The following is a 20,937-nucleotide window of genomic DNA, read 5'->3' on the forward strand; positions in this document are numbered from 1 at the left end:
GCAAGAAAACCGGGCGGCTGGCGGAAACTTGCCGCGTTGCGGCATGATTTGCGTGTCAGCCCCTGACCTTGGCACCGAGGCGCCCTATCATCAGGGTCATGGACATGACCTCCGAAACCCTCTCCGACCTTGCCGACAGCGCCACCGGCTGGATGCCCGACTGGATCGCCACGCTGATCATCCTGGGGGTGGCGGCAGGGCTGGCGATGCTGGCCTGGCGCACGCTGTTCACCCTGCTGACCCGCGCGGTCGCGGGGCGCGAGCTGTTCTGGCGCTCGCTGGTGGCGCGGGGCGCGCGGCCGCTGCGGCTGGCGATGGTCATTGCCGCCGTCGCCTTCGCCACCGCCCTCGCGCCGTTGACCGAAGGCGAGGCTGGGGTGATCCGCCGCTTGCTGGTGATCGCGCTGATCCTCTGCGTCGCCTGGATCGCGCAAACGGCGCTTTATATCTGGACCACGATCCACCTGCGGCGCTTCAAGCTCGATGCCGAAGACAACCTGCTGGCGCGCAAGCATGTGACGCAAAGCCGGATCCTGATGCGGGTGGCGAACCTCTTGATCGTGCTGGTCGCGGTGTCGGCGGCGCTGATGACCTTCGATGCGGTGCGCCAATATGGCGTGTCGCTGCTGGCCTCGGCCGGGGCGGCCGGTCTTGTGGTGGGCCTCGCGCTGCAGCCGGTGCTGAAGAACCTCTTTGCCGGCATCCAGCTGGCGATCACCCAGCCGATCCGCATCGACGATGCGCTGATCGTCGAGGGCGAATGGGGCAATGTCGAGGAGATCACCTCGACCTATGTGGTGATCAAGATCTGGGACTGGCGGCGGCTGGTGGTGCCGCTGAGCTATTTCATCGAGCAGCCCTTCCAGAACTGGACCCGCGACAGTGCCGAGCTGATCGGGACGGTGATGCTGTATCTGGACCATTCTGCCCCGGTGGACAAGATCCGCGCCAAGGGGCAGGAGATCGCCGCCGCCTCGCCCTTGTGGGATGGCAAGGTCTACAACCTCGCGGTGACGGATTTCCGCGAGCGGGTGATGGAGGTGCGGGTGCTGATCTCGGCCCGCAACGCGCCGCGGGCCTTCGACCTGCGCTGCGAAATGCGCGAGAAGCTGATCGCGTGGATTCAGGCGGAACTGCCGGGCGCGCTGCCGCGGACACGGGAAGAGGTGTCGGCGAGCCCGGCGGCGGCGCTGCTGGCCTGGCCGGGGGCTGGGGGGCAGGAGGGGCCGCGGGGGTAGGGACCCAAGCTCGCACAGTCAGAGGGCAGTGCTTGTCCGCCGGGTGGGCGCTGCTACGCTCGTTCTAGGCACTTTATGGTGCGGCGTAACTCCACCGAATTTCTAGGCGGAACCGTGGAGTAGCGCCCGCCCGAGGGGGCGGACGGGCGCTGCCCGGCGGCGCTGAAGCGCCTTGATTCCGGGCAAGAAGAGGGCGCCCCTGTGTTCCGACATCCCCCCTCAGCAGGGCGGCATCACCCCGGCACTGCGGGAAAGATCCGCAACGCCGGGTTCGCATTCCGCGACCGGCTCGGCGCAGCCGGCCAAGGCGAGCAGGCCAATCGCCAGCATCAGCACCATCATCGCGCTGCGGCGCGGATCGGAGTGAGGTTTCACGGCAGCAGTCATCGTCGTTTCCCTTCCTTGGCGCGCGCCGGCGGGCTTGCCTGCGCGACTTGGGCAATTATCCCACGGCCGCGCGCACCCCGCCTTGACCCCCGTCAATTGCAATGCAAAACGGCCCGGGGTTCGCCCCCGGGCCGCTCCAATTCCTGAGACGTCAAGCCTACTGCAGCGCCTTGTCGGTGATCGCCAGCGTATAGGCGCCCTCGGGCGCCGCCGAGATCACCGGGTCCGACCCGCCCGCCAGCAGCGTCGCCACCGTGCGTTCGTAATCCGCCACGTCCAGCGCGCCGGTGGAACCTGCGGTCAGCTTGGCGACCTCGGCCATCATCCGTTTCTGGTGGCTTTCGGTCTGCGCGCCGGTCTCGTCATTGTCGAGCACGATCATCGCCGCCTCGTCCGGGTTCTCCTCGGCATATTTCCAGCCCTTCATGCTGGCCCGGACGAACTTGACCATCTTCTCCTCGAAGGCCGGATCGGCGAGGTTCTCCTCCAGCACATAAAGCCCGTCCTCCAGCGTGGCGACGCCCTGATCCTCATACTTGAAGGTCACGAGGTCGCTCTCGGCGATGCCGGCGTCGATGACCTGCCAGTATTCGTTGTAGGTCATCGTCGAGATGCAGGCCGCCTGCTTTTGCAGCAGCGGATCGACGTTGAAGCCCTGTTTCAGCACCTCGACCCCGTCGGCGCCGCCGGTCGTCGGAATGCCAAGCGTCGCCATCCAGCTGAGGAACGGGTATTCGTTGCCATAGAACCACACGCCAAGGGTCTTGCCCTTGAAGTCATCGGGCCCGGTCACGCCGCTTTCGGCCAGGCAGGTCAGCATCATGCCCGAGGACTTGAACGGCTGCGCGATGTTGACCAGCGGCAGGCCCTTCTCGCGCGCCGCCAAAGCGGACGGCATCCAGTCCACCACCACATCGGCGCCGCCGCCCGCGATCACCTGCGTCGGGGCGATGTCGGGGCCGCCCGGCTTGATGGTGACGGTCAGGCCCTCTTCCTCGTAGAATCCCTTCTCCTGCGCCACGTAATAGCCGGCGAACTGCGCCTGCGTGACCCATTTGAGCTGCAGCGTCACATCCTCGGCCTGCGCCGCGCTGGCCGCAAAGCCGGCAAACAGCGCCGTTGTCATCAGTCTTTTCATCGTCTCACCTCCGTTGGAATGCAGCCCGGCTTCTTGGTCCGGGCCATCTGTAATTCTACACCCGCGCCCGCTGCGAGGGATGCCAGAAGGTCAACCCCCGCTCCACCAGCGCCACCAGCCCGTAGAAGGCCGAGCCGGCAAGGGCCGCCACCGCAATCTCGGCCCAGACCAGATCCAGCGCAAGCTGGCCGACCGCAGTCGAGATGCGAAAGCCCATGCCGCGGGTCGGGCTGCCGAAAAACTCGGCAACGATGGCCCCGATCAGCGCCAGCGTGGTGGCGATCTTCAGGCCGTTGAACAGGAACGGCAAGGCGGCTGGCAGGCGCAGCTTGATCAGCGCCTGCCAGTATCCGGCCGACCATGTCGCCATCAGGTCGCGCTGCATCCGGTCGGTGGCCGCCAGCCCCGCGACCATGTTCACCAGCACCGGGAAGAACACCATCACCACCACGACCGCGGCCTTCGACTGCCAGTCGAAGCCGAACCACATCACCAGGATCGGCGCGATGCCCACCACCGGCAGCGCTGCGACGAAATTGCCCACCGGCAGCAGGCCGCGTTGCAGGAACGGCGAGCGGTCGATCAGGATCGCGGTCAGGATGGCAGCGCCGCAGCCGATGGCATAGCCGGGCAGGGCGCCCTTCAGGATCGTCTGCACGAAATCGGTCCAGAGCAGCGGCAGATCCGCCGCGATCCGCGCGCCGATGGCGGAAGGCGGCGGCAGGATCACCGGGCTGACCTCCAGCCCGCGCACCAGACCCTCCCACAGCACCAGCAGCGTCACCCCGAACAGCGCCGGGATCAGCAGCCGGACCATGCGGCTGCGCGCCAGCGATGACCCCGCCAGCGCCACGTTCAGCGCAGTCGCCGCAGCCCAGAGCGCCAGGGATCCCCACAGCCAGATCATCGCGCCATCCCCATCCGCCGCAGCACCACCCGCTCGATGGCGGCAATCAACCCGACCAGCGCCGCCGCCAGCACTGCCGCCCCGAACAGCGCCGCCCAGATCATCACCGTCTGCCCGTAATAGCTGCCCGACAGCAGCCGCGCCCCAAGCCCCGCCGTCGCCCCCGCCGGCAACTCGCCGACGATGGCGCCGACGAGGCTCGCCGCGACCGAGACCTTCAGCGAGGCGAAGAGATAGGGCATCGACGCCGGCAGCCGCAGCTTCCAGAAGGTCTGCGCCCGGCTCGCGCCCCAGGTGCGCAGTTGGTCCAGCTGCATCGCATCGGGCGCGCGCAGCCCCTTGACCATGCCCACCACCACCGGAAAGAACGACAGCCAGGCCGAGATGATCGCCTTGGGCAACAGCCCCGTCACCCCCATCGAGGACAGCACCACGATCACCATCGGCGCAATCGCCAGGATCGGGATGGTCTGGCTGGCAATCGCCCAGGGCATGACGCTGAGGTCCATCGCCCGGCTATGCACGATGCCGATGGCAAGCAGGATGCCCGCCGCAGACCCCAGAGCGAAGCCAACGGCGGTGGCCGACAGCGTCACCCAGCCATGCCAGACAAGGCTGCGCTTCGAGGTGATTTTCGTGCCAAACACCGTCTTGCCGAACTCGGCGGCCACCTGATGCGGGGCGGGCAGCACCGGGCGCTCCTGGCTCATGGTGTCGCGGACGATCTCGGTGAACCCGATCTCCACCCCCGCCCGCGCCGCCTGATCGCGGGCCCATTGGGCGTTCATCAGGACGGCGCCCGCATACCAGAGCGCGAGGATGGCGGCGACAACGGTGAGGATCGGCAGGACGGCGCGCCTAAACCTCATACCCATGCCCCGCCCGCAAGCCTTCGCGCACCCGATGCGCGATGGCGATGAATTCCGGCGTGTCGCGGATCTCCAAGGGCCGCTCACGCGGCAGGGGGCTGTCGATCACATCGGTGATCCGGCCGGGGCGGGGGCTCATCACCACGATCTTGGTCGAAAGATACACCGCCTCGGGGATCGAGTGGGTGACGAAGCCGATGGTCTTGCCGGTCCGCGCCCACAGCGCCAGCAACTCCTCGTTCAGCCGGTCGCGGACGATCTCATCCAGCGCGCCGAAGGGCTCGTCCATCAGCAGGATATCGGCATCGAAGGCCAGCGCCCGGGCGATGCTGGCCCGCTGCTGCATCCCGCCCGACAGCTGCCAGGGGAATTTCTTGCCGAACCCCTCAAGGTCCACCAGCGCCAGCACCCGCTCCACCCGTTCCGCCTGCTCGGCCTTGGAAAACCCCATGATCTCCAGCGGCAGCCGCACATTCCCCGCGATGGTGCGCCAAGGGTACAGCCCCGCCGCCTGGAACACATAGCCATAGGCCCGGGCCTGCCGCGCCGCATCGGGGCTCATGCCGTTGACGGTCAGCGAGCCTTCGGTCGGATGCTCCAGCGCCGCGATGGCGCGCAGGAAGGTGGTCTTGCCGCAGCCGGAGGGGCCGATGAAGCTGACGAACTCGCCCTTGCCGATGGACAGGGTCACATCCTTCAGCGCATGGACGGGGCCATCGCTGGTGGCAAAGGTCAGGCCGACATTGCGCGCCTCGATCACACTCATTCCAGCAGTCCCGCCTCTGTCAGGGCCGCTTCCACGGCGGCCAGGTCTTCGCCCTGCAAGGGCAGCACCGGCAGCGGCGGCACCGGGGCACCATAGCCCATCAGCCCCGCCGCGGCGTGGATCACCCGGTAGCTGGTCAGCCGCCCGAACACCTCCCAGACCGGCGCAAGCCGCACGTCCAGCGCCGCCAGCCGCTCCGCATCCCCCGCCGCCGCCAGCATGTCAAGGCAGGGCTTGGGGAACAGCCCGCCAAGCACCGAGAACCACGCCTCGGCCCCCGCCGCAAGCGCGCCGGCAAACTTGGCGTCGCCGCTATATCCCAGTGTCACATCGGCGGGGAGTGCCGCCCGCAGCGCCGGGATCTCGGTGGCCGCATCGGCGCTCGGCGGCATCTTCACCGCCACCACCCCCGGCAGCGCCCCGATCCGGGCGATCAGGGCAGGGGAGAAGGTGACGCCCGTGGTGCCGGGGTTGTTGTATAGGACGAGTGGCAGCCCCGCCTCCGCCGCCACGATGCGGTAGAGCGTGAACACTTCCTCCTCGCGCAGCGGCTGATAGCTGACCGGCGCCAGCAGCAGCGCCGAAGCCCCGGCCTCCACGGCATCCCGCGCATGGTCCAGCACCATCCCCAGCCCCGGCGCACCGATGCCGACGACCACCGGCACAGCGCCCGCCGCCTCCACCGCCAGCGCCGTCACCTCGGCGCGGGTCTGGCGGGGGAGGTAGGCATAGCTGCCGGTGCTGCCCAGAAGGCCAATCGACTGCACCCGCGCGCTGGCAAGGTCACCCACCAGCCGCACCAGCGCAGGCACATCGGCATGCCCGCGCCCGTCCATCGGCGTGATCGGGAAGGCGGAAAGTCCGTGCAATTTCAAGCTCACACCCCCCGCATCAGGCCGCCATCGACGCGGATGTTCTGCCCGGTGATGTAGCCCGCACCCTCCGAGCACAGGAACGCCACCGTCGCCGCAATCTCCTCCTCGGTCCCGTAGCGCTTCATCGGGACAGAGGCCGCGCGGGCATCCGTCTGCGGCAGGCTGTCGATCCAGCCGGGCAGCACATTGTTGATGCGGATCCCCTCCGCCGCGTGCTGGTCGGCATAGAGCTTGGTGTAGGTCGCGAGGCCGGCCCGGAACACCGCCGAGGTGGGGAACATGTCGGCAGGCTCGAACACCCAGGCCGAGGAGATGTTGACGATGGCCCCCGATCCTTGCGCCTGCATCACCGGCGTCACCAGCCGCACCGCGCGGATGACGTTCAGCAGGTAGGTCTCCATCCCCAGCAGCCAGTCTTCATCGGTGAGCTGCGCCACCGGCCCCCGCGGTCCATGCCCCGCCGAGTTCACCAGCACATCGACCCGCCCCCACCGCTCCATCGCGCCATCCACGAGGCGCTTCAGGTCCGCAGGCTCCCGGTTCGAGCCCGTCACGCCAAGGCCCCCCAGCTCGTCCGCCAGCGCCTCGCCCTTGCCCGAGGAGGAGAGGATGCCGACCGCATAGCCCTCGGCCGCCAGCCGCCGCGCCGCAGCCGCGCCCATGCCGGAGCCGCCGGCGGTGATCAGGGCGACCTTCATGCTCTCACACCCCGCTCGCCGGAATGCCGCTGCGCTGCACCGGGCGCGGGGCGGTCAGGTCCTTCCAGGCCGACAGCGCCTTGGACACCGGCCCCATCGGCGGGCGGGCGACGAACTTGCCGTGGCCCTCAACGGAACTCATGCGGCCCTCCGTCACCGCCACATGCCCGCGGCTGAGGGTGAAGCGCGGCAGGCCCTTCACCCTCTTCCCCTCGAACACGTTGTAATCTATGGCCGATTGCTGGCGGGCCGCGGTGATGGTCTTCTCCGCCGCCGGGTCCCAGACCACCAGATCGGCATCCGCCCCGACCAGCACCGCGCCCTTCTTCGGGTAGATGTTCAGGATCTTGGCGATATTGGTCGAGGTGACGGCGACGAACTCGTTCATGGTGATCCGGCCGGTGTTCACCCCCGCCGTCCACAGCATCGGCAGCCGGTCCTCGAGGCCCCCCGTCCCATTGGGGATCTGGGTGAAATTGCCCACCCCGAAGCGCTTCTGCGCGGTGGTGAAGGCGCAATGGTCCGTCGCCACCACCGACAGGCTGCCGCTGGACAGGCCCGCCCAGAGCGAATCCTGATGCCGCTTGTCCCGGAACGGCGGGCTCATCACCCGGCGCGCCGCATGGTCCCAGTCGGCGTTGAAATACTCGCCCTCATCCAGCGTCAGGTGCTGGATCAGCGGCTCGCCCCAGACCCGCTTGCCCGCCATCCGCGCCCGGCGGATCGCCTCATGGCTGTCCTCGCAAGAGGTATGCACCACATAAAGCGGCACCCCGGCCATGTCGGCGATCATGATCGCGCGGTTGGTCGCCTCGCCCTCCACCTGCGGCGGGCGGGAGTAGGCGTGGGCCTCGGGCCCGGTATTGCCCTCGGCCAGCAGCCGCGCCGACAGCTCCGCCACCACATCGCCATTCTCGGCATGCACCATCGGGATCGCGCCCAGATCGGCGCAGCGGCGGAAGCTGGCGAACAGCTCGTCATCATTCACCATCAGCGCGCCCTTGTAGGCCATGAAATGCTTGAAGGTGTTGATCCCCCGTTCCGTCACCGCCTGCATTTCGTCAAAGACCTGCTCTCCCCACCAGGTCACCGCCATGTGGAAGCTGTAATCGCAATGCGCGCGGGTGGACTTGTTGTCCCACATCTTCAGCGCGTCGAGCAGGCCTTGCCCGGGGGCGGGCAGGGCGAAATCCACCACCATCGTGGTCCCCCCCGCCAGCGCCGCCCGCGTGCCAGAGTCAAAGTCATCGGCCGAATAGGTGCCCATGAACGGCATTTCGAGATGCGTATGCGGGTCGATCCCCCCCGGCATCACATAGCAGCCGGTGGCGTCGAGCACCTCGTCCCCCTTCAGCCCATGGCCGATGGCGATGATCTGCCCGTCCTCGATCAGCACATCGGCCTTGTAGGTGAGGTCGGCGGTGACGACGGTGCCGTTTGCGATGAGTGTGGACATGACATGCTCCGCTTTGCTTCTTCTTGCTGGCTCAAATATCCTCGGGGGGCGCGGGGGGGCAGAAGGCCCCCCGCCGCTGGCTCAGGTCACGACATCGGCCGTCTCCAGCACCGCATGCAGCAGCACATCCGTCGCCTTGGCCGCCCAGTCCTGCGAAATCTCCTCGGCCTCGTTATGGCTCAGGCCGCCGACGCAGGGGCACATCACCATCGTCGCGGGGGCGACCCTGGCGGCCCAGCAGGCATCGTGGCCGGCGCCCGAGATCAGGTCCATGTGGCTGTATCCGAGCCTCTCCGCCGCGCCGCGCACCGCCTCGACCAGCTCCGGCGCGAAGGTCACCGGGTCGAAATGGCCGACCGCTTCGACCTCCATGCCCACGCCAAGTGCCTTGCAGATTGTCGCCGCACCCGCCTCGATATCGGCGCGCATCGCGTCCAGCTTGGCCTGATCGGGGCTGCGGATATCCACGGTGAACACCACCGACCCGGGCAGCACATTGCGACTGTTGGGGCTGAACTGCACCTGCCCGACCCCGCCCACCGCGCCCGGCTGCGCGTCCATCGCTACGCGCTGCACCATCTCGAGGATCCGCGCCATCGCGAGGCCGGCATTCACCCGCAGGCCCATCGGCGTCGACCCGGTATGCGCGGCGCGGCCCGTGAGCGTGAATTCCAGCCACCAGAGGCCCTGGCAATGCGTCACCACGCCGATGTCGCGGCCCTCGGCCTCCAGGATCGGGCCCTGTTCGATATGCAGCTCGTAATAGGCATGCATCTTGCGCGCGCCCACCGGCTCGTCGCCCTTCCAGCCGATGCGCACCAGCTCCTCGCCAAAGCTCTTGCCCTCGGGGTCGCGGCGGCCATAGGCGTAGTCGAGCGAATGCACCCCGGCGAACACGCCCGAGGCGAGCATGGCGGGCGCAAAGCGCGCGCCTTCCTCATTGGTCCAGTTCGTCACCACCACCGGGTGCCGGGTCTGGATGCCAAGGTCGTTCATCGTGCGCACCACTTCCAGCGCGCCCAGAACCCCCAGCACCCCGTCATACTTGCCGCCCGTCGGCTGGGTATCGAGATGGCTGCCCACATAGACCGGCAGCGCGCCCGGATCGGTGCCGGGGCGGGCGGCGAACATCGTGCCCATCTCGTCCACGCCCAGGGTCAGCCCCGCCGCCTCGCACCAGCGGGCAAAGAGCGCGCGCCCCTCGGCATCGGCATCGGTCAGGGTCTGGCGGTTGTTGCCGCCCGCGATCCCGGGGCCGATCTTCGCCATCTCCATCAGGCTGTCCCACAGCCGCGCGGGGTCGATCCGCAGGTTCTCTGCTGGTGCCGGCATCCTAGTCTCCCTGCTGCGGGGCCATCCGGGTCTCTGCCCGTTGCCTCAAGGGCTTGGCCCACAGTCTTGTTCTGGCATCTTCTTCTGGCATCTTCGGGACGAATCCCGTGTCTGACCATCTGGTCAGGTTTCACGCTACACAGCCGCTTCGCACAATCAACGGCAATCTCTGCCGTGGGGCAGGCGCGACCGGCCCCCCGCGTCACCGCGCCGCGCGGGCAGCGGCATCCTTCATTGGCGTGTTTTCAGACTGCGGGATTTCGCGGCGCTCCCGCGCAGCATCCGGCCCGGTTTAGGGCAAAGGCCATAAACGCCCCCGGGGTCTTTCTTCGGGCGAGGGGTTGTATTCGCGGCCCGAACCCGTCATATAGGTCAGGCGAAACGCTATCTCTTCGACCTTCTGTCTCCTAACGGCTTCAGTTTTCGATTGTGATGTGACTGAGCCAAGCCACCGCACTCTGCGGGTGGCGCACTAGATACTAGGAGATATCACGATGGCCAATGGCACCGTGAAGTGGTTCAATGCAACCAAAGGTTTCGGCTTCATCGCTCCGGCGAATGGCAACCGTGACGTGTTCGTGCACGTTTCGGCTCTGGAACGCGCTGGCATCCGTCAGCTCGACGAAGGCCAGGCTGTGACCTTCGACATCGAATCCGGCCGTGACGGTCGCGAATCGGCGATGAACCTCGCGCTGGCGTAAGCTTCGCACCGGCCGCGCTGCCTGAACAGGGCGGCAGGCCGGACAGGAATTTTAACGGAGACGGCTACGGCCGTCTCCGTTTTCGTTTGTGCAGCGCGTTGGCGCGAAGGCTTGTGCTTTCGCTAGATGCAGCCCACATCAAGACCTCGGCCAAGGCCGATGTGAAGGAGAACACCCATGTCCAGCAAGCAACCGCCGGTGCCGAAGCAGAACCAGAGCAACAAGGGCCCCGGTGCGGGCACCGTCCGCCCGCCGCACAAGCCGGTGACGCGGAAGACCGGCAAGTAAGGAAAAGGCGCGCGGGCAGACCGCGCGCCTTTTGCGTTTCAGTCGAGCGAGTCCAGCACCTCACCCAGCGTGCCGATCAGCGTGTCGATCTCGGGCTTGGAGATGATCAGCGGCGGCGACATGGCGATGATGTCGCCGGTGGTGCGGATCAGGATGCCCTTCTCATAGGCCTTGAGGAAGGCGTTGAACGCCCGCTTGGTCGGTTCCCCGGGGATCGGCTGCAGCTCCACCGCGCCGATCAGGCCCATGTTGCGGATGTCGATCACATGCGGCTTGCCGGCCAGGCTGTGGATCGCCTCCTCCCAATAGGGGGCCAGTTCCGCCGCGCGTTCGAACAGCCGCTCCTGCTTGTAGGTTTGCAGCGTGGCGATGCCAGCGGCGCTGGCGATCGGGTTGCCGGAATAGGTATAGCCGTGGAACAGCTCGATCGCCTGTTCGGGCCCTTGCATGAAGGCATCGTGCACGCCGGCGGTGGTCAGTACCGCGCCCATCGGGATCACGCCATTGGTCAAGCCCTTGGCGCAGGTGATCATGTCGGGGGTGACGTTGAAGAACTGGCTGGCGAAGGGCGCGCCGAGGCGGCCGAAGCCGGTGATGACTTCATCGAATATCAGAAGAATGCCGTGCTTGCTGCTGATTTCACGCAGTTTTTCCAGATAGCCCTTCGGCGGCATCAGCACCCCGGTGGACCCCGCCATCGGTTCGACGATCACCGCGGCAATGGTCTCGGGGCCGTGCAAGGCGACGATGCGCTCCAGCTCTTCCGCCAGATAGGCGCCGTGTTCGGGCTGGCCTTTGACGAAGGCGTTCTGGGCCGGAAGGTGGGTGTGGGGCAGGTGGTCCACTCCATTAAGAAGCGCCCCGAAGTACTTGCGATTGTTGACAATTCCGCCGACTGAGATCCCGCCGAAACCGACCCCGTGATAGCCCCGCTCGCGCCCGATCAATCTGGTCCGGGTGCCCTCGCCGCGGACCCGGTGATAGGCGATGGCGATTTTCAGTGCGGTATCAACGGCTTCCGAGCCGGAGTTACAGTAGAACACATGCTCCATCCCTGCCGGGGCAATGTCCACCAGCCGGTTCGCCAGTTCGAACGCCGACGGGTGCCCCATCTGGAAGGCGGGGGCATAGTCCATCTCGGCGGCCTGGCGGCTGATCGCCTCGGTGATCAGCGGGCGGCAATGGCCGGCGTTGCAGCACCACAGGCCCGCGGTGCCGTCCAGCACCTGGCGGCCATCGGCGGTGGTGTAATGCATGTCCTTGGCGCCGACGAACATCCGCGGGTTCTTCTTGAACTGCCGGTTCGAGGTGAAGGGCATCCAGAAGGCGTTCAGGTCATTCGGGGCGGTGTTGCGGTCCAGCGCCATGGGGCTCTCCTTGGCGCCGGGGCTTTGGAGCCCGGGGCCGATGTTGGCGGAAATCTTTGACCCTTTGGTCAAGGGCAGGCTATCAGAGGGGAAGGACGCGTCAAGAACGGGGCCGGTGGCGCGGTGCCCTTCCGTGCAAAAGAAGGGAAACCCGGCATTGCGCGCTGTCAAGGCCTGTCCTAAACGGCGGCGCATGAAAGCGCGGGCGGCGGCGCGAGGCTGGGGTGAGGGAGGCGAGGGTGAACGAGTTCGCAGCACAGCCGGAACCGGAAGAAGAGGCGCGCCCGCGCACCCGCATCCAGCGCCGCAATACCGGCGCCATCCTCGATGCCGCGCTGGAGGTGTTCTCGGCGCAGGGCTTTCGCGGCGCCACGCTGGACCAGATCGCCGAAGTGGCGGGGCTGTCCAAGCCCAACCTGCTGTATTACTTCGCCTCCAAGGAAGCGATCCATGTCGAGCTTCTGTCGGGGCTGATGGACACATGGCTCGACCCGCTGCGCGAGATGGACCCGGAGGGGGAGCCCGAGGCCGAAATCATGGCCTATGTCCGGCGCAAGCTGCAGATGGCGCGGGATTATCCGCGCGAAAGCCGGCTCTTTGCGAACGAGATCCTGCAGGGCGCGCCGCGGATGCGGGCGGCCATCGAGGGCGAGCTGAAGGATCTGGTCGACGAGAAGGCCGAAGTGATCCGCGGCTGGCAGCAGGCCGGCAAAATCGCCGGGGTGCATCCGCATCACCTGATCTTCTCGATCTGGGCGCTGACCCAGCATTACGCCGATTTCGACATGCAGGTGCGCGCGGTGCTGGGGCCCGAAGGTGCGGACCCGTTCCCCGAGGCGGGGAAGTTTCTGGACACGCTGTTCGGGCGGCTGCTGGCGCCGTAAGCACGGCCCCCCTGAGCATGATTGTTGCTTTTGACAGCGGCGGCGGTTTCGCGCGATAGTCGGCGCCGGGGGACGGGAACGGGACTGGCGGCACCCGGCCAAAGCGTCACCTGCGGGAAGGGGGAGCCTGCATCCATGGACAAGCGCGTATTGCTGATCGAGGACGAGCCGAACATCATCGAGGCGATCCGGTTCATTCTGGCGCGCGATGGCTGGGCTGTGGCGACCCATTCCGATGGAGAAACCGCGCTGACCGCGATCCGCGCGTCCGTTCCCGATGTGCTGGTGCTGGATGTGATGCTGCCGGGACGCTCTGGCTTCGACATCCTCGCCGATCTGCGCGCCGATCCGGGGCTGCAGGCGCTGCCGGTGCTGATGCTGACCGCCAAGGGCCAGGGCGGCGCCCGGGGTGCCGCCGAGCAGGCGGGGGCCGACCGTTTCCTGACCAAGCCCTTCGCCAATGCCGAGGTGCTGGCGACGGTGCGCGAACTGGCGGGGCTGTAGCCGCGATGCCCGCCCGCAGCACGCCGCTGTTCCTTGCGCGCCGCAGCTATCGGCGGCGTCGGGTGATGGATGCGGCGCGGATGCTGCCGGTGGTGGGCGGCTTCCTTGTCGCGCTGCCGATCCTGTGGCGCCCGGCGGAAACCCCGGGGGGCGAGACCGCCTCGGGCGTCGTGTACCTGTTCACCGTCTGGGCGCTGCTGATCATCGCCGCGGCGGTTCTGGCGCGGCGGCTGTCGCCGGCGCTGGACGATGGAACCAGCGAGACCCCCGAGCATCTGCGCGGCCCCGGCGCGGAGCGGCGCTGATGGTGCCCTTCAACCTGCTGGTCGCGTCTTGCCTGCTCTATGTGATCTTGCTGTTCCTTGTGGCCTTCTGGGCCGAGCGGCAGGCGCAGCGCGGCCGGGTGAAATGGCTGCGATCCCCGCTGGTCTATACGCTGTCGCTGTCGATCTATTGCACGGCCTGGACCTTCTATGGCGCGGTGGGCTATGCGGCGCGCTCCGGCCTCGAATTCGTGACCATCTACCTTGGCCCGACGCTGGTGCTGATCGGCTGGTGGTGGGTGCTGCGCAAGCTGGTGCGGATCGGGCGCACGCAGCGGGTGACCTCGATTGCCGACCTGATCTCGTCGCGCTTCGGCAAGTCGAACCTGCTGGGGGTGATCGTCACGCTGATCTGCGTGGTGGCGGCGACGCCCTATATCGCGCTGCAACTGCAATCGGTGACGCTGTCCTTCAACGTGTTCGCCGGGCCGGTGCCCGAAGGCTGGGCGATGCGCGACAGCAATTCCACCGCGTTTTGGGTGGCGGCGGGGCTGACGCTGTTCACCATCCTGTTCGGCACCCGCAACCTCGACGCCAATGAGCGGCATAACGGCGTGGTCACCGCCATCGCGCTGGAGGCGGTGGTGAAGCTGGTGGCGCTGCTGGCGGTGGGGGTGTTCACGGTCTGGATCGTGGCATCGGGGCCCGCGGATATCCTGTCGCGGATCGAGGCTTCGGAGATTTCCGACTGGCAGATGCAGCCGGGCCGGTGGGCGGGGCTGACCTTCCTGGCTGGTGCCGCGATCCTGACGCTGCCGCGGATGTTTCAGGTGATGGTGGTCGAGAACGCGGATGAGCGGCACATGGCCACCGCAAGCTGGGCCTTCCCTCTGTACCTGTTCGCCATGAGCCTGTTCGTGGTGCCGATTGCCGTGGTGGGGCTGGCAGTGCTGCCCGAGGGGTCGAACCCGGATCTGTTCGTGCTGACGCTGCCGCTCGCCTTCGATCAGGGCGGGCTGGCGATGCTGGCCTTTCTGGGCGGGTTCTCCTCTGCCACCTCGATGGTGATCGTCGAGGCGATTGCGCTGGCGACGATGGTGTCGAACCATATCGTGATGCCGCTGTGGTTGCGCTTCCGCACCGGCGGGGCGCGCGGGGCGGGGGATGTGCGCGGGCTGGTGCTGAATGCGCGGCGGCTGTCGATTGCCGGGGTGCTGGCGCTTGGCTACGGCTATTTCGCGCTGTCGGGCGGGTCTTCGGCGCTGGCGGCGATCGGGCTGATCAGCTTTGTCGGCGTGGCACAGATCCTGCCGGCGATGCTGGGCGGGCTGTTCTGGCGCGGGGCGACGCGGGTCGGGGCGGCGGCGGGGCTGCTGACCGGGTTCGCGATCTGGCTTTATGTGCTGTTCCTGCCGTCGTTCGGGGCGGGCGAGCTGTTCGGGGCCGAGCTGATGCTGCAGGGCCCACTGGGGATCGGCTGGCTGCGCCCGCAGGCGCTGTTCGGCATCACCGGGATCGACCCGCTGCTGCATGCCCTCTTCTGGTCGCTGTCGCTGAACACGGCCCTGTTTTGCGGGGTGTCGCTGCTGACCTTCCCGGGGCCGATGGAGCGGTTGCAGGGCGTGGCCTTCGTCAACGTGTTCGACCATTCCGGCCCGACCCGTGGCTGGTCGCGCGGCGGCGCCGAGGCCGAGGATCTGCTGGCGATGGCGCAGGGCATCCTGGGCGCGGACGAGGCGCAGGGCTTCTTTCAGGCGCAGGCCGCCGCGCAGGGCAAGGCCGGCTTCCTGCCCGACACCACGCCCGAGTTCTTTGCGGCGCTGGAGCGGCGGCTGGCGGGATCGGTCGGTGCGGCCACCGCCCATGCGATGATCGCGCAATTCGCGGCGGGGGCTGCGGTTTCCGTTCAGGACCTGATGGCTGTGGCGAATGAGGCGCAGCAGATCATGGAGTACTCCAGCCAGCTGGAGGCGAAATCCGAGGAGCTGGCCCGCACCGCCCGCGCCCTGTCCGAGGCGAACGAAAAGCTGCAGGCGCTGTCGGTGCAGAAGGATGCGTTCCTCAGCCAGATCAGCCATGAGCTGCGCACGCCGATGACCTCGATCCGGGCGTTCTCGGAAATCCTGATGGAGGGCGGGCTCGAAGGCCCCGATCAGGCCCGCTATGCCGAGATCATCCATGACGAGACGATCCGGCTGACAAGGCTGCTCGATGACCTTCTGGACCTGTCGGTGCTGGAGAATGGCCGGGTGCAGCTGAACGTGCAGGTGGCGAACCTGCATGATCTGATCGACCGGGCCTTGCAGGCGGCGGGGCAGACGCGGGTGGAACGGCGCTTCGTGATCCACCGCGACCTGCCGGCCGAGCATATGCCGATCTTCACCGATACCGACCGGCTGGTGCAGGTGTTCATCAACCTCATCTCCAACGCCCGGAAATATTGCGATGCGGCGCGGCCGGAGCTGACGATCAAGGTGCGGCGCCGCGGGGGGCAGATCGAGGTGGATTTCATCGACAATGGCAGCGGCATCCCCGCCGGATCACAATCGCTGGTCTTCGAGAAGTTCGCGCGGCTGACCGATACCACCCGCGCGGGGGGCGCCGGGCTGGGGCTGGCGATCTGCCGCGAGATCATGGCCAATCTGGGCGGCACCATCACCTATGTGCCGGGGCAGGGCGGCGCGGCCTTCCGCGTGGCCTTGCCCGCCCGGCGGCAGCGCGAGGCGGCGTAAGCGGCGCTGCTAACCTGTTGGTAACGCTGATCTGCCACAGATCGGTCTGGCGGCCCCTGCGCCCGGGGCAAGAGGATTGGCAGGAACCGCAGGGATGACGGCAGGGACGCAGACGGTGATGCGCCGCAAGGCCGGGGCGGGGCGCCGCGCGCCCAGTGTCTCGCCGATGACGGCCGAAAAGGCGCTCGGCCAGGCCTTTGCCCGCGCCGCGCAGGAGCTGCTGGCGCTGCCGCTGCGCGTGGTCTCGGTTTCCGAAAGCAAGATGACGCTTTCCGACCTGCCCGAGGCGCTGGAGGACCGGGCGCTGCTGGCGGTGCTGGACGGTCCGGCCGAGGGGATGGGGCTGATGGTGCTGTCACCCCCGGTGCTGTCGGCGCTGCTGGAAATGCGGATGATGGGCCGGATGTCGGCGAGCCCGCCCGCCGCGAACGCCGCCGCCCGCCGCCCCACCCGCACCGATGCCGCGATCTCGGCCGATTTCATCGACGCAGCGCTTGCAAGTTTCGAGGCGGCGCTGGTGGGGGATCCGGCGCTGATCTGGGCAGGCGGCTTCCGCTATGGCTCGTTCCTCGAAGACCCGCGGCCGCTGCCGCTGATCCTCGAGGATACCGGCTACCGGGTGTTCCGGCTGGTGCTGGACCTTGGGTCTGGCAGCGCCGCGCGCGAGGGCGGGGTGCTGCTGGCTCTGCCGGCCGAGGGGCGCGGGTGGATCGTGGAGGCGGAAGTGCCCGTGGAGGAGGGCGAGGCCCCGCAGCCCGCCGGTTGGCCGGAGCGGCTGGAACAGGCGGTGATGTCCGCGCCCGCGCAGGTGGAGGCGGTGCTGGCCCGCCTGACCCTGCCCATCGGCGCCATCCTTGCGCTGCGCCCCGGCGCGACCCTGCCGCTGGCCGAGGACACGCTGGAGCAGCTGCGGATCGAGGGCCCCGGGGGCAGGCTGCTGGCCCGCGCCCGCCTGGGCCAGCACCGCGGCTTCCGCGCCGTGCGGCTGGTGGAGGAGGGCGAGGAGCGCGCGCCGGCACCGGGCCCGGGCGGCGCGCCGGCGGTGGCGACGATGGGCTGGGGCGGAATGGACGCACCCACCTGGGACGATCCGGTGGGGGGCGGGGAGACGGCGATGCCGATGGCGGATATGGCACCGATGGACATGGGCGGGTTCGGTCTGGATGCGCTTGGGGAGGGCGAGGCGGGGGAGCTGCCGCCTCTGCGGATGGGCGGGATGTAGGGGGGGCAAATGTGCTTCAGGCTCTGGTTGAGAGAGGGAGCCTTGCATGCTGCCCCAACAGGGTGCGGAGCAGCAGGGAAGCCGCGGTCAACGGCGGTTTCGTCCCGCTGCGCCGGAGCTCGCGCCCTTTGGAGACTTGCAAACGGGGTCGCGGACAGCTCGCGGAGCCGCCTGTGTCGCTTCGGCAGCACGGGCGGCGGCTGGTTTGAAGGCAATTTTGACGGATGACCCACCGCAGTCGGGCCTTGACGTGAGAGATGGCCCTGGACCGAATGGCGCGAGGACAGGTCCGACAGGGGCATCTACAAAGCGTGGGAGGGCGGACCCGAGTTGACCATTCCGGATGATCCCGAGGACCGCTGGGCTCCGTACTCGAAGCTTGCGGGCTTTGAGCACCTCTACCTGGAGGACAGCTTCGTGCTGGCGATCCTCTACGATGCGGCAGAAGTCCGTTTCGAGATGGAGTTTGTGCTGACAGAGCAGCATCCGGACTTCCAGCCACCCCGATCCGGCGAGCAATACTGCTACAGGCGCGGCACGATACGGTTTCCCAAGGGCGCGGAGGTCGTCGAGGTCTTGCGGCGGGACGTTAGTTCGCAAGATGCGACGAGCGAACCGGACATGGGCAATATCGACAGCTTCGAATGGTGCGGCGGGCGATACCGGCTGGTGGGGGACTGGCGGCGTCTGGATATCCGGTGCGGCAAGCCCGTTGTCTGCGTCCTCTGGGCGCGAGAGTCCCCCCACGCGGCACATGCGCGCATCCTCCTTGGCCCCGGCGGCGGCAGGGCCTATGATCAGGGTTCCGCAGACCTGAGGAGGTTCCCCGCATGATCACCGAACTGGGCCATTTCGCCCTGATACTGGCTTTCGCCGTGGCGATCTTGCAGTCGACCGTGCCTCTGGTCGGGGCGCAGAAGGGCTGGGGCGGCTGGATGGCGGTCGCGGCGCCCGCGGCGAGCGCGCAATTCTTCTTGATCGCGTTTTCCTTCGCGGCGCTGACGCAGGCCTTTGTCACCTCGGATTTCTCGCTGCAGCTGGTCTGGGCCAACTCGCATACCGACAAGCCGATGATCTACAAGATCTCGGGCGTCTGGGGCAACCATGAGGGCTCGATGCTGCTCTGGGTACTGATCCTGGCGCTGTTCGGGGCCTCGGCGGGCTGGTTTGGCGCGCAGTTGCCGCCGCGGCTGCGGGCGCGGGTGCTGGCGGTGCAGGGGATGATCGGGGTGGCGTTCATCGCCTTCATCCTGTTCACCTCGAACCCTTTCGCGCGGCTGGCGCAGCCGCCCTTCAACGGCAAGGACCTCAACCCCCTGCTTCAGGATCCGGGGCTCGCCTTCCATCCTCCCTTCCTCTACCTCGGCTATGTCGGGCTCAGCATGGCGTTCAGCTTTGCGGTGGCGGCGCTGATCGAGGGGCGGGTCGATGCCGCCTGGGCCCGCTGGGTGCGGCCCTGGACGCTGGCGGCCTGGGTGTTCCTGACCATCGGCATCGCGCTTGGCTCGTGGTGGGCCTATTATGAGCTTGGCTGGGGCGGGTTCTGGTTCTGGGATCCGGTCGAGAATGCCAGCTTCATGCCCTGGCTGCTGGCCGGCGCGCTGCTGCATTCGGCCATCGTGGTCGAAAAGCGCGAGGCGCTGAAAAGCTGGACGATCCTTCTGGCGATCATGGCTTTCGGCTTCTCGCTGATCGGGACGTTCCTGGTGCGCTCGGGCGTCATCACCTCGGTCCATGCCTTTGCCAATGATCCCGAGCGGGGGGTGTTCATCCTGCTGATCCTGGCGATCTTCCTTGGCGGCGCGCTGACGCTTTATGCAGCGCGGGCGGGGGCGATGCAGGCCAAGGGCGTGTTCGGGATGGTCAGCCGCGAATCGGGGCTGGTGGTGAACAACATCCTGCTGGCGGTGTCGGCACTGGTGGTGTTCGTGGGGACGATCTGGCCGCTGGTGGCGGAAATGGCCTGGGGGCGCAAGCTGTCGGTCGGCGCGCCGTTTTTCGACATGGCCTTCACGCCGTTCATGGTGGTGCTGGCCGTGGTGCTGCCGGTGGGCGCGATGCTGCCCTGGAAGCGCGGCAGCATTGCACGGGCCGCCTGGCCGTTGCGCGGCGCGCTGGTGCTTGCGGTGGCGGTGGGCCTGCTGGCCTATGCGGTGGGCACCAGCCGCACGGCGGTGGGGCCGATCGGGGCGGCGCTTGGCACCTGGCTGGTGGCGGGGGCTGCGGTGGATCTGTGGACGCGGACCGGGCAGGCGCGGCAAGGGGTTTCGGCCCGCCTTGGCCGGCTGGCGCGCCTTCCGCGCGCCGATTGGGGCAAGGCCACGGCCCATGCCGGGTTCGGCGTCACCATGATTGGCGTGGCGATGCTGACCGCGGGCGACATCGAGGATATCCGCGTCGCGCAGATCGGCGCGCCCTTCGAGGTGGCGGGCTACGAGATCACGCTCGATGCGGTCGAGGACGTGCAGGGGCCGAACTACAGCTCGACCATGGCGACGCTGACGGTGCGGCGCGGCGGCGAGATCGAGACGGTGCTGCATCCTGAAAAGCGCGTCTATCCGGTGCAGGCGATGCCGACGACCGAGGCCGATATCGACAACGGGCTGTTCCGTGATGTCTATCTGGTGATCGGCGACCGGCAGGACAGCGGCGGTTGGGCGGTGCGGACCTATATCAAGCCCTTCACCAGCTGGATCTGGGCCGGCTCGGCGCTGATGGCGCTTGGCGGGTTCCTGAGCCTGTCGGACCGGCGCTACCGCGTGGCGGCGGGGGCGCGCAAGACGGCGGCGCCGTTGCAAGCCACCCCTGCGGAGTGAGGCACATGAAACGCCTGATGCTGATCCTGGCGCTGATGATGGCGCCTCTGGTCCCGGCGATGGTTCCCGCCCCGGCCTTCGCAGTGCAGCCCGACGAGGTGCTGGCCGACCCGGTACTGGAGGCGCGGGCCCGGGATCTGTCCAAGGTGCTGCGCTGCCCGGTCTGCCAGTCGGAAAACATCGACGAATCGAATGCCGAGGTGTCGCGCGACCTGCGCATCCTGGTGCGCGAGCGGCTGGTGGCGGGCGACAGCGACAGCGCGGTGCTGGACTATGTCACCGCCCGCTATGGCGAATATGTGCTGTTCCAGCCCGATGCCAGCGGCGGCAACCTGATCCTGTGGCTGGCGGGGCCGGTGATGCTGCTGGCGGGGCTGGGGATCGGCTTCTCTTTCCTGCGCGGCCGCCGCCCGGGGGTGGAGCCGCCCGTCGAGGCGCTGGACGCGGCGGAACAGCGGCGTCTGGACGAAATCCTGGACAAGTGACGCGTCGTT

At 67.9% G+C, this 20,937-nt stretch carries 20 protein-coding genes; 10 read left to right on the plus strand and 10 right to left on the minus strand.

Annotation, left to right across the window (positions count from 1 at the left end):
• Positions 1 to 104 precede the first annotated feature (104 nt).
• Entirely contained in the window at positions 105 to 1,238 is a 1,134-nt protein-coding gene (locus tag GVY41_RS04195; RefSeq protein WP_161343418.1) for a mechanosensitive ion channel family protein, read from the plus strand.
• Positions 1,239 to 1,457: 219 nt separating this feature from the next.
• Here the strand turns inward: GVY41_RS04195 and GVY41_RS04200 are convergent, their stop codons facing one another.
• The 9 genes from GVY41_RS04200 to GVY41_RS04240 all read right to left on the minus strand — a co-directional run bounded on the left by GVY41_RS04200 (position 1,458) and on the right by GVY41_RS04240 (position 9,666).
• Positions 1,458 to 1,625, minus strand: coding sequence for a hypothetical protein (locus GVY41_RS04200; RefSeq protein WP_161343416.1), 168 nt, complete (start codon positions 1,623 to 1,625; stop codon positions 1,458 to 1,460).
• Between the two features lie 157 nt (positions 1,626 to 1,782).
• Positions 1,783 to 2,763, minus strand: a complete 981-nt coding sequence (locus GVY41_RS04205) for an ABC transporter substrate-binding protein (RefSeq protein ID WP_161343414.1) — start codon at positions 2,761 to 2,763, stop codon at positions 1,783 to 1,785.
• A 55-nt stretch (positions 2,764 to 2,818) separates the two neighbouring features.
• Positions 2,819 to 3,670 (minus strand): ABC transporter permease, encoded by an 852-nt coding sequence (locus GVY41_RS04210; protein ID WP_161343412.1) that lies wholly within the window; start codon positions 3,668 to 3,670, stop codon positions 2,819 to 2,821.
• Positions 3,667 to 4,539, minus strand: coding sequence for an ABC transporter permease (locus tag GVY41_RS04215; protein WP_161343410.1), 873 nt, complete (start codon positions 4,537 to 4,539; stop codon positions 3,667 to 3,669). Before GVY41_RS04215 ends, GVY41_RS04210 begins: the two co-directional genes overlap by 4 nt.
• The gene (locus GVY41_RS04220) at positions 4,529 to 5,305 is read right to left on the minus strand and encodes an ABC transporter ATP-binding protein (protein WP_161343408.1); all 777 of its coding nucleotides are present in this window, start codon (positions 5,303 to 5,305) and stop codon (positions 4,529 to 4,531) included. Before GVY41_RS04220 ends, GVY41_RS04215 begins: the two co-directional genes overlap by 11 nt.
• Positions 5,302 to 6,174 (minus strand): dihydrodipicolinate synthase family protein, encoded by an 873-nt coding sequence (locus GVY41_RS04225; RefSeq protein WP_249041115.1) that lies wholly within the window; start codon positions 6,172 to 6,174, stop codon positions 5,302 to 5,304. The genes GVY41_RS04220 and GVY41_RS04225 overlap by 4 nt, the downstream gene beginning before the upstream one ends.
• Positions 6,175 to 6,182: 8 nt before the next feature.
• On the minus strand, positions 6,183 to 6,878 hold the full coding sequence (locus GVY41_RS04230; protein WP_161343403.1) for an SDR family oxidoreductase: 696 nt from the start codon (positions 6,876 to 6,878) through the stop codon (positions 6,183 to 6,185).
• A gap of 4 nt (positions 6,879 to 6,882) precedes the next feature.
• Positions 6,883 to 8,334, minus strand: a complete 1,452-nt coding sequence (gene hydA / locus GVY41_RS04235) for a dihydropyrimidinase (RefSeq protein ID WP_161343400.1) — start codon at positions 8,332 to 8,334, stop codon at positions 6,883 to 6,885.
• An 81-nt stretch (positions 8,335 to 8,415) separates the two neighbouring features.
• Positions 8,416 to 9,666 (minus strand): Zn-dependent hydrolase, encoded by a 1,251-nt coding sequence (locus tag GVY41_RS04240; RefSeq protein WP_161343397.1) that lies wholly within the window; start codon positions 9,664 to 9,666, stop codon positions 8,416 to 8,418.
• A 494-nt stretch (positions 9,667 to 10,160) separates the two neighbouring features.
• Here GVY41_RS04240 and GVY41_RS04245 point away from each other — a divergent pair, with 494 nt between their 5' ends.
• Positions 10,161 to 10,367 (plus strand): cold-shock protein, encoded by a 207-nt coding sequence (locus tag GVY41_RS04245; RefSeq protein WP_066812796.1) that lies wholly within the window; start codon positions 10,161 to 10,163, stop codon positions 10,365 to 10,367.
• Between the two features lie 326 nt (positions 10,368 to 10,693).
• On the opposite strand, the gene aptA is transcribed toward GVY41_RS04245, so the two are convergent.
• Positions 10,694 to 12,022: an omega-aminotransferase AptA gene (aptA, locus tag GVY41_RS04250; RefSeq protein ID WP_161343394.1), complete on the minus strand. Its 1,329-nt coding sequence runs from the start codon at positions 12,020 to 12,022 to the stop codon at positions 10,694 to 10,696.
• 239 nt (positions 12,023 to 12,261) lie between these two features.
• Between aptA and GVY41_RS04255 the strand changes: the two genes are divergently transcribed.
• The 8 genes from GVY41_RS04255 to GVY41_RS04290 all read left to right on the plus strand — a co-directional run bounded on the left by GVY41_RS04255 (position 12,262) and on the right by GVY41_RS04290 (position 20,928).
• Positions 12,262 to 12,906 carry a TetR family transcriptional regulator C-terminal domain-containing protein gene (locus GVY41_RS04255; RefSeq protein ID WP_161343392.1) on the plus strand — a complete coding sequence of 215 codons (645 nt, stop codon included), beginning with the start codon at positions 12,262 to 12,264 and terminating at the stop codon, positions 12,904 to 12,906.
• A 135-nt stretch (positions 12,907 to 13,041) separates the two neighbouring features.
• On the plus strand, positions 13,042 to 13,410 hold the full coding sequence (locus GVY41_RS04260; RefSeq protein ID WP_161343389.1) for a response regulator transcription factor: 369 nt from the start codon (positions 13,042 to 13,044) through the stop codon (positions 13,408 to 13,410).
• A gap of 5 nt (positions 13,411 to 13,415) precedes the next feature.
• A complete protein-coding gene (locus GVY41_RS04265) occupies positions 13,416 to 13,715 on the plus strand; it encodes a hypothetical protein (RefSeq protein WP_161343386.1) in 300 nt (99 codons plus the stop codon).
• Positions 13,716 to 13,717: 2 nt separating this feature from the next.
• Positions 13,718 to 16,405, plus strand: a complete 2,688-nt coding sequence (locus tag GVY41_RS04270; protein ID WP_161344020.1) for an ATP-binding protein — start codon at positions 13,718 to 13,720, stop codon at positions 16,403 to 16,405.
• A 94-nt stretch (positions 16,406 to 16,499) separates the two neighbouring features.
• Complete coding sequence (locus GVY41_RS04275; RefSeq protein ID WP_161343383.1) at positions 16,500 to 17,627, plus strand: FliM/FliN family flagellar motor C-terminal domain-containing protein; 1,128 nt, start codon at positions 16,500 to 16,502, stop codon at positions 17,625 to 17,627.
• Between the two features lie 330 nt (positions 17,628 to 17,957).
• Positions 17,958 to 18,461 (plus strand): hypothetical protein, encoded by a 504-nt coding sequence (locus GVY41_RS04280; protein ID WP_161343380.1) that lies wholly within the window; start codon positions 17,958 to 17,960, stop codon positions 18,459 to 18,461.
• Positions 18,458 to 20,443, plus strand: a complete 1,986-nt coding sequence (locus GVY41_RS04285; RefSeq protein WP_161343377.1) for a heme lyase CcmF/NrfE family subunit — start codon at positions 18,458 to 18,460, stop codon at positions 20,441 to 20,443. The genes GVY41_RS04280 and GVY41_RS04285 overlap by 4 nt, the downstream gene beginning before the upstream one ends.
• Before the next feature lie 5 nt (positions 20,444 to 20,448).
• Positions 20,449 to 20,928 carry a cytochrome c-type biogenesis protein gene (locus GVY41_RS04290; RefSeq protein ID WP_373283247.1) on the plus strand — a complete coding sequence of 160 codons (480 nt, stop codon included), beginning with the start codon at positions 20,449 to 20,451 and terminating at the stop codon, positions 20,926 to 20,928.
• Positions 20,929 to 20,937 lie beyond the last annotated feature (9 nt).

The sequence above is a fragment of the Frigidibacter albus genome, assembly GCF_009908165.1.
In the GTDB taxonomy this organism is placed as follows: domain Bacteria; phylum Pseudomonadota; class Alphaproteobacteria; order Rhodobacterales; family Rhodobacteraceae; genus Frigidibacter; species Frigidibacter albus.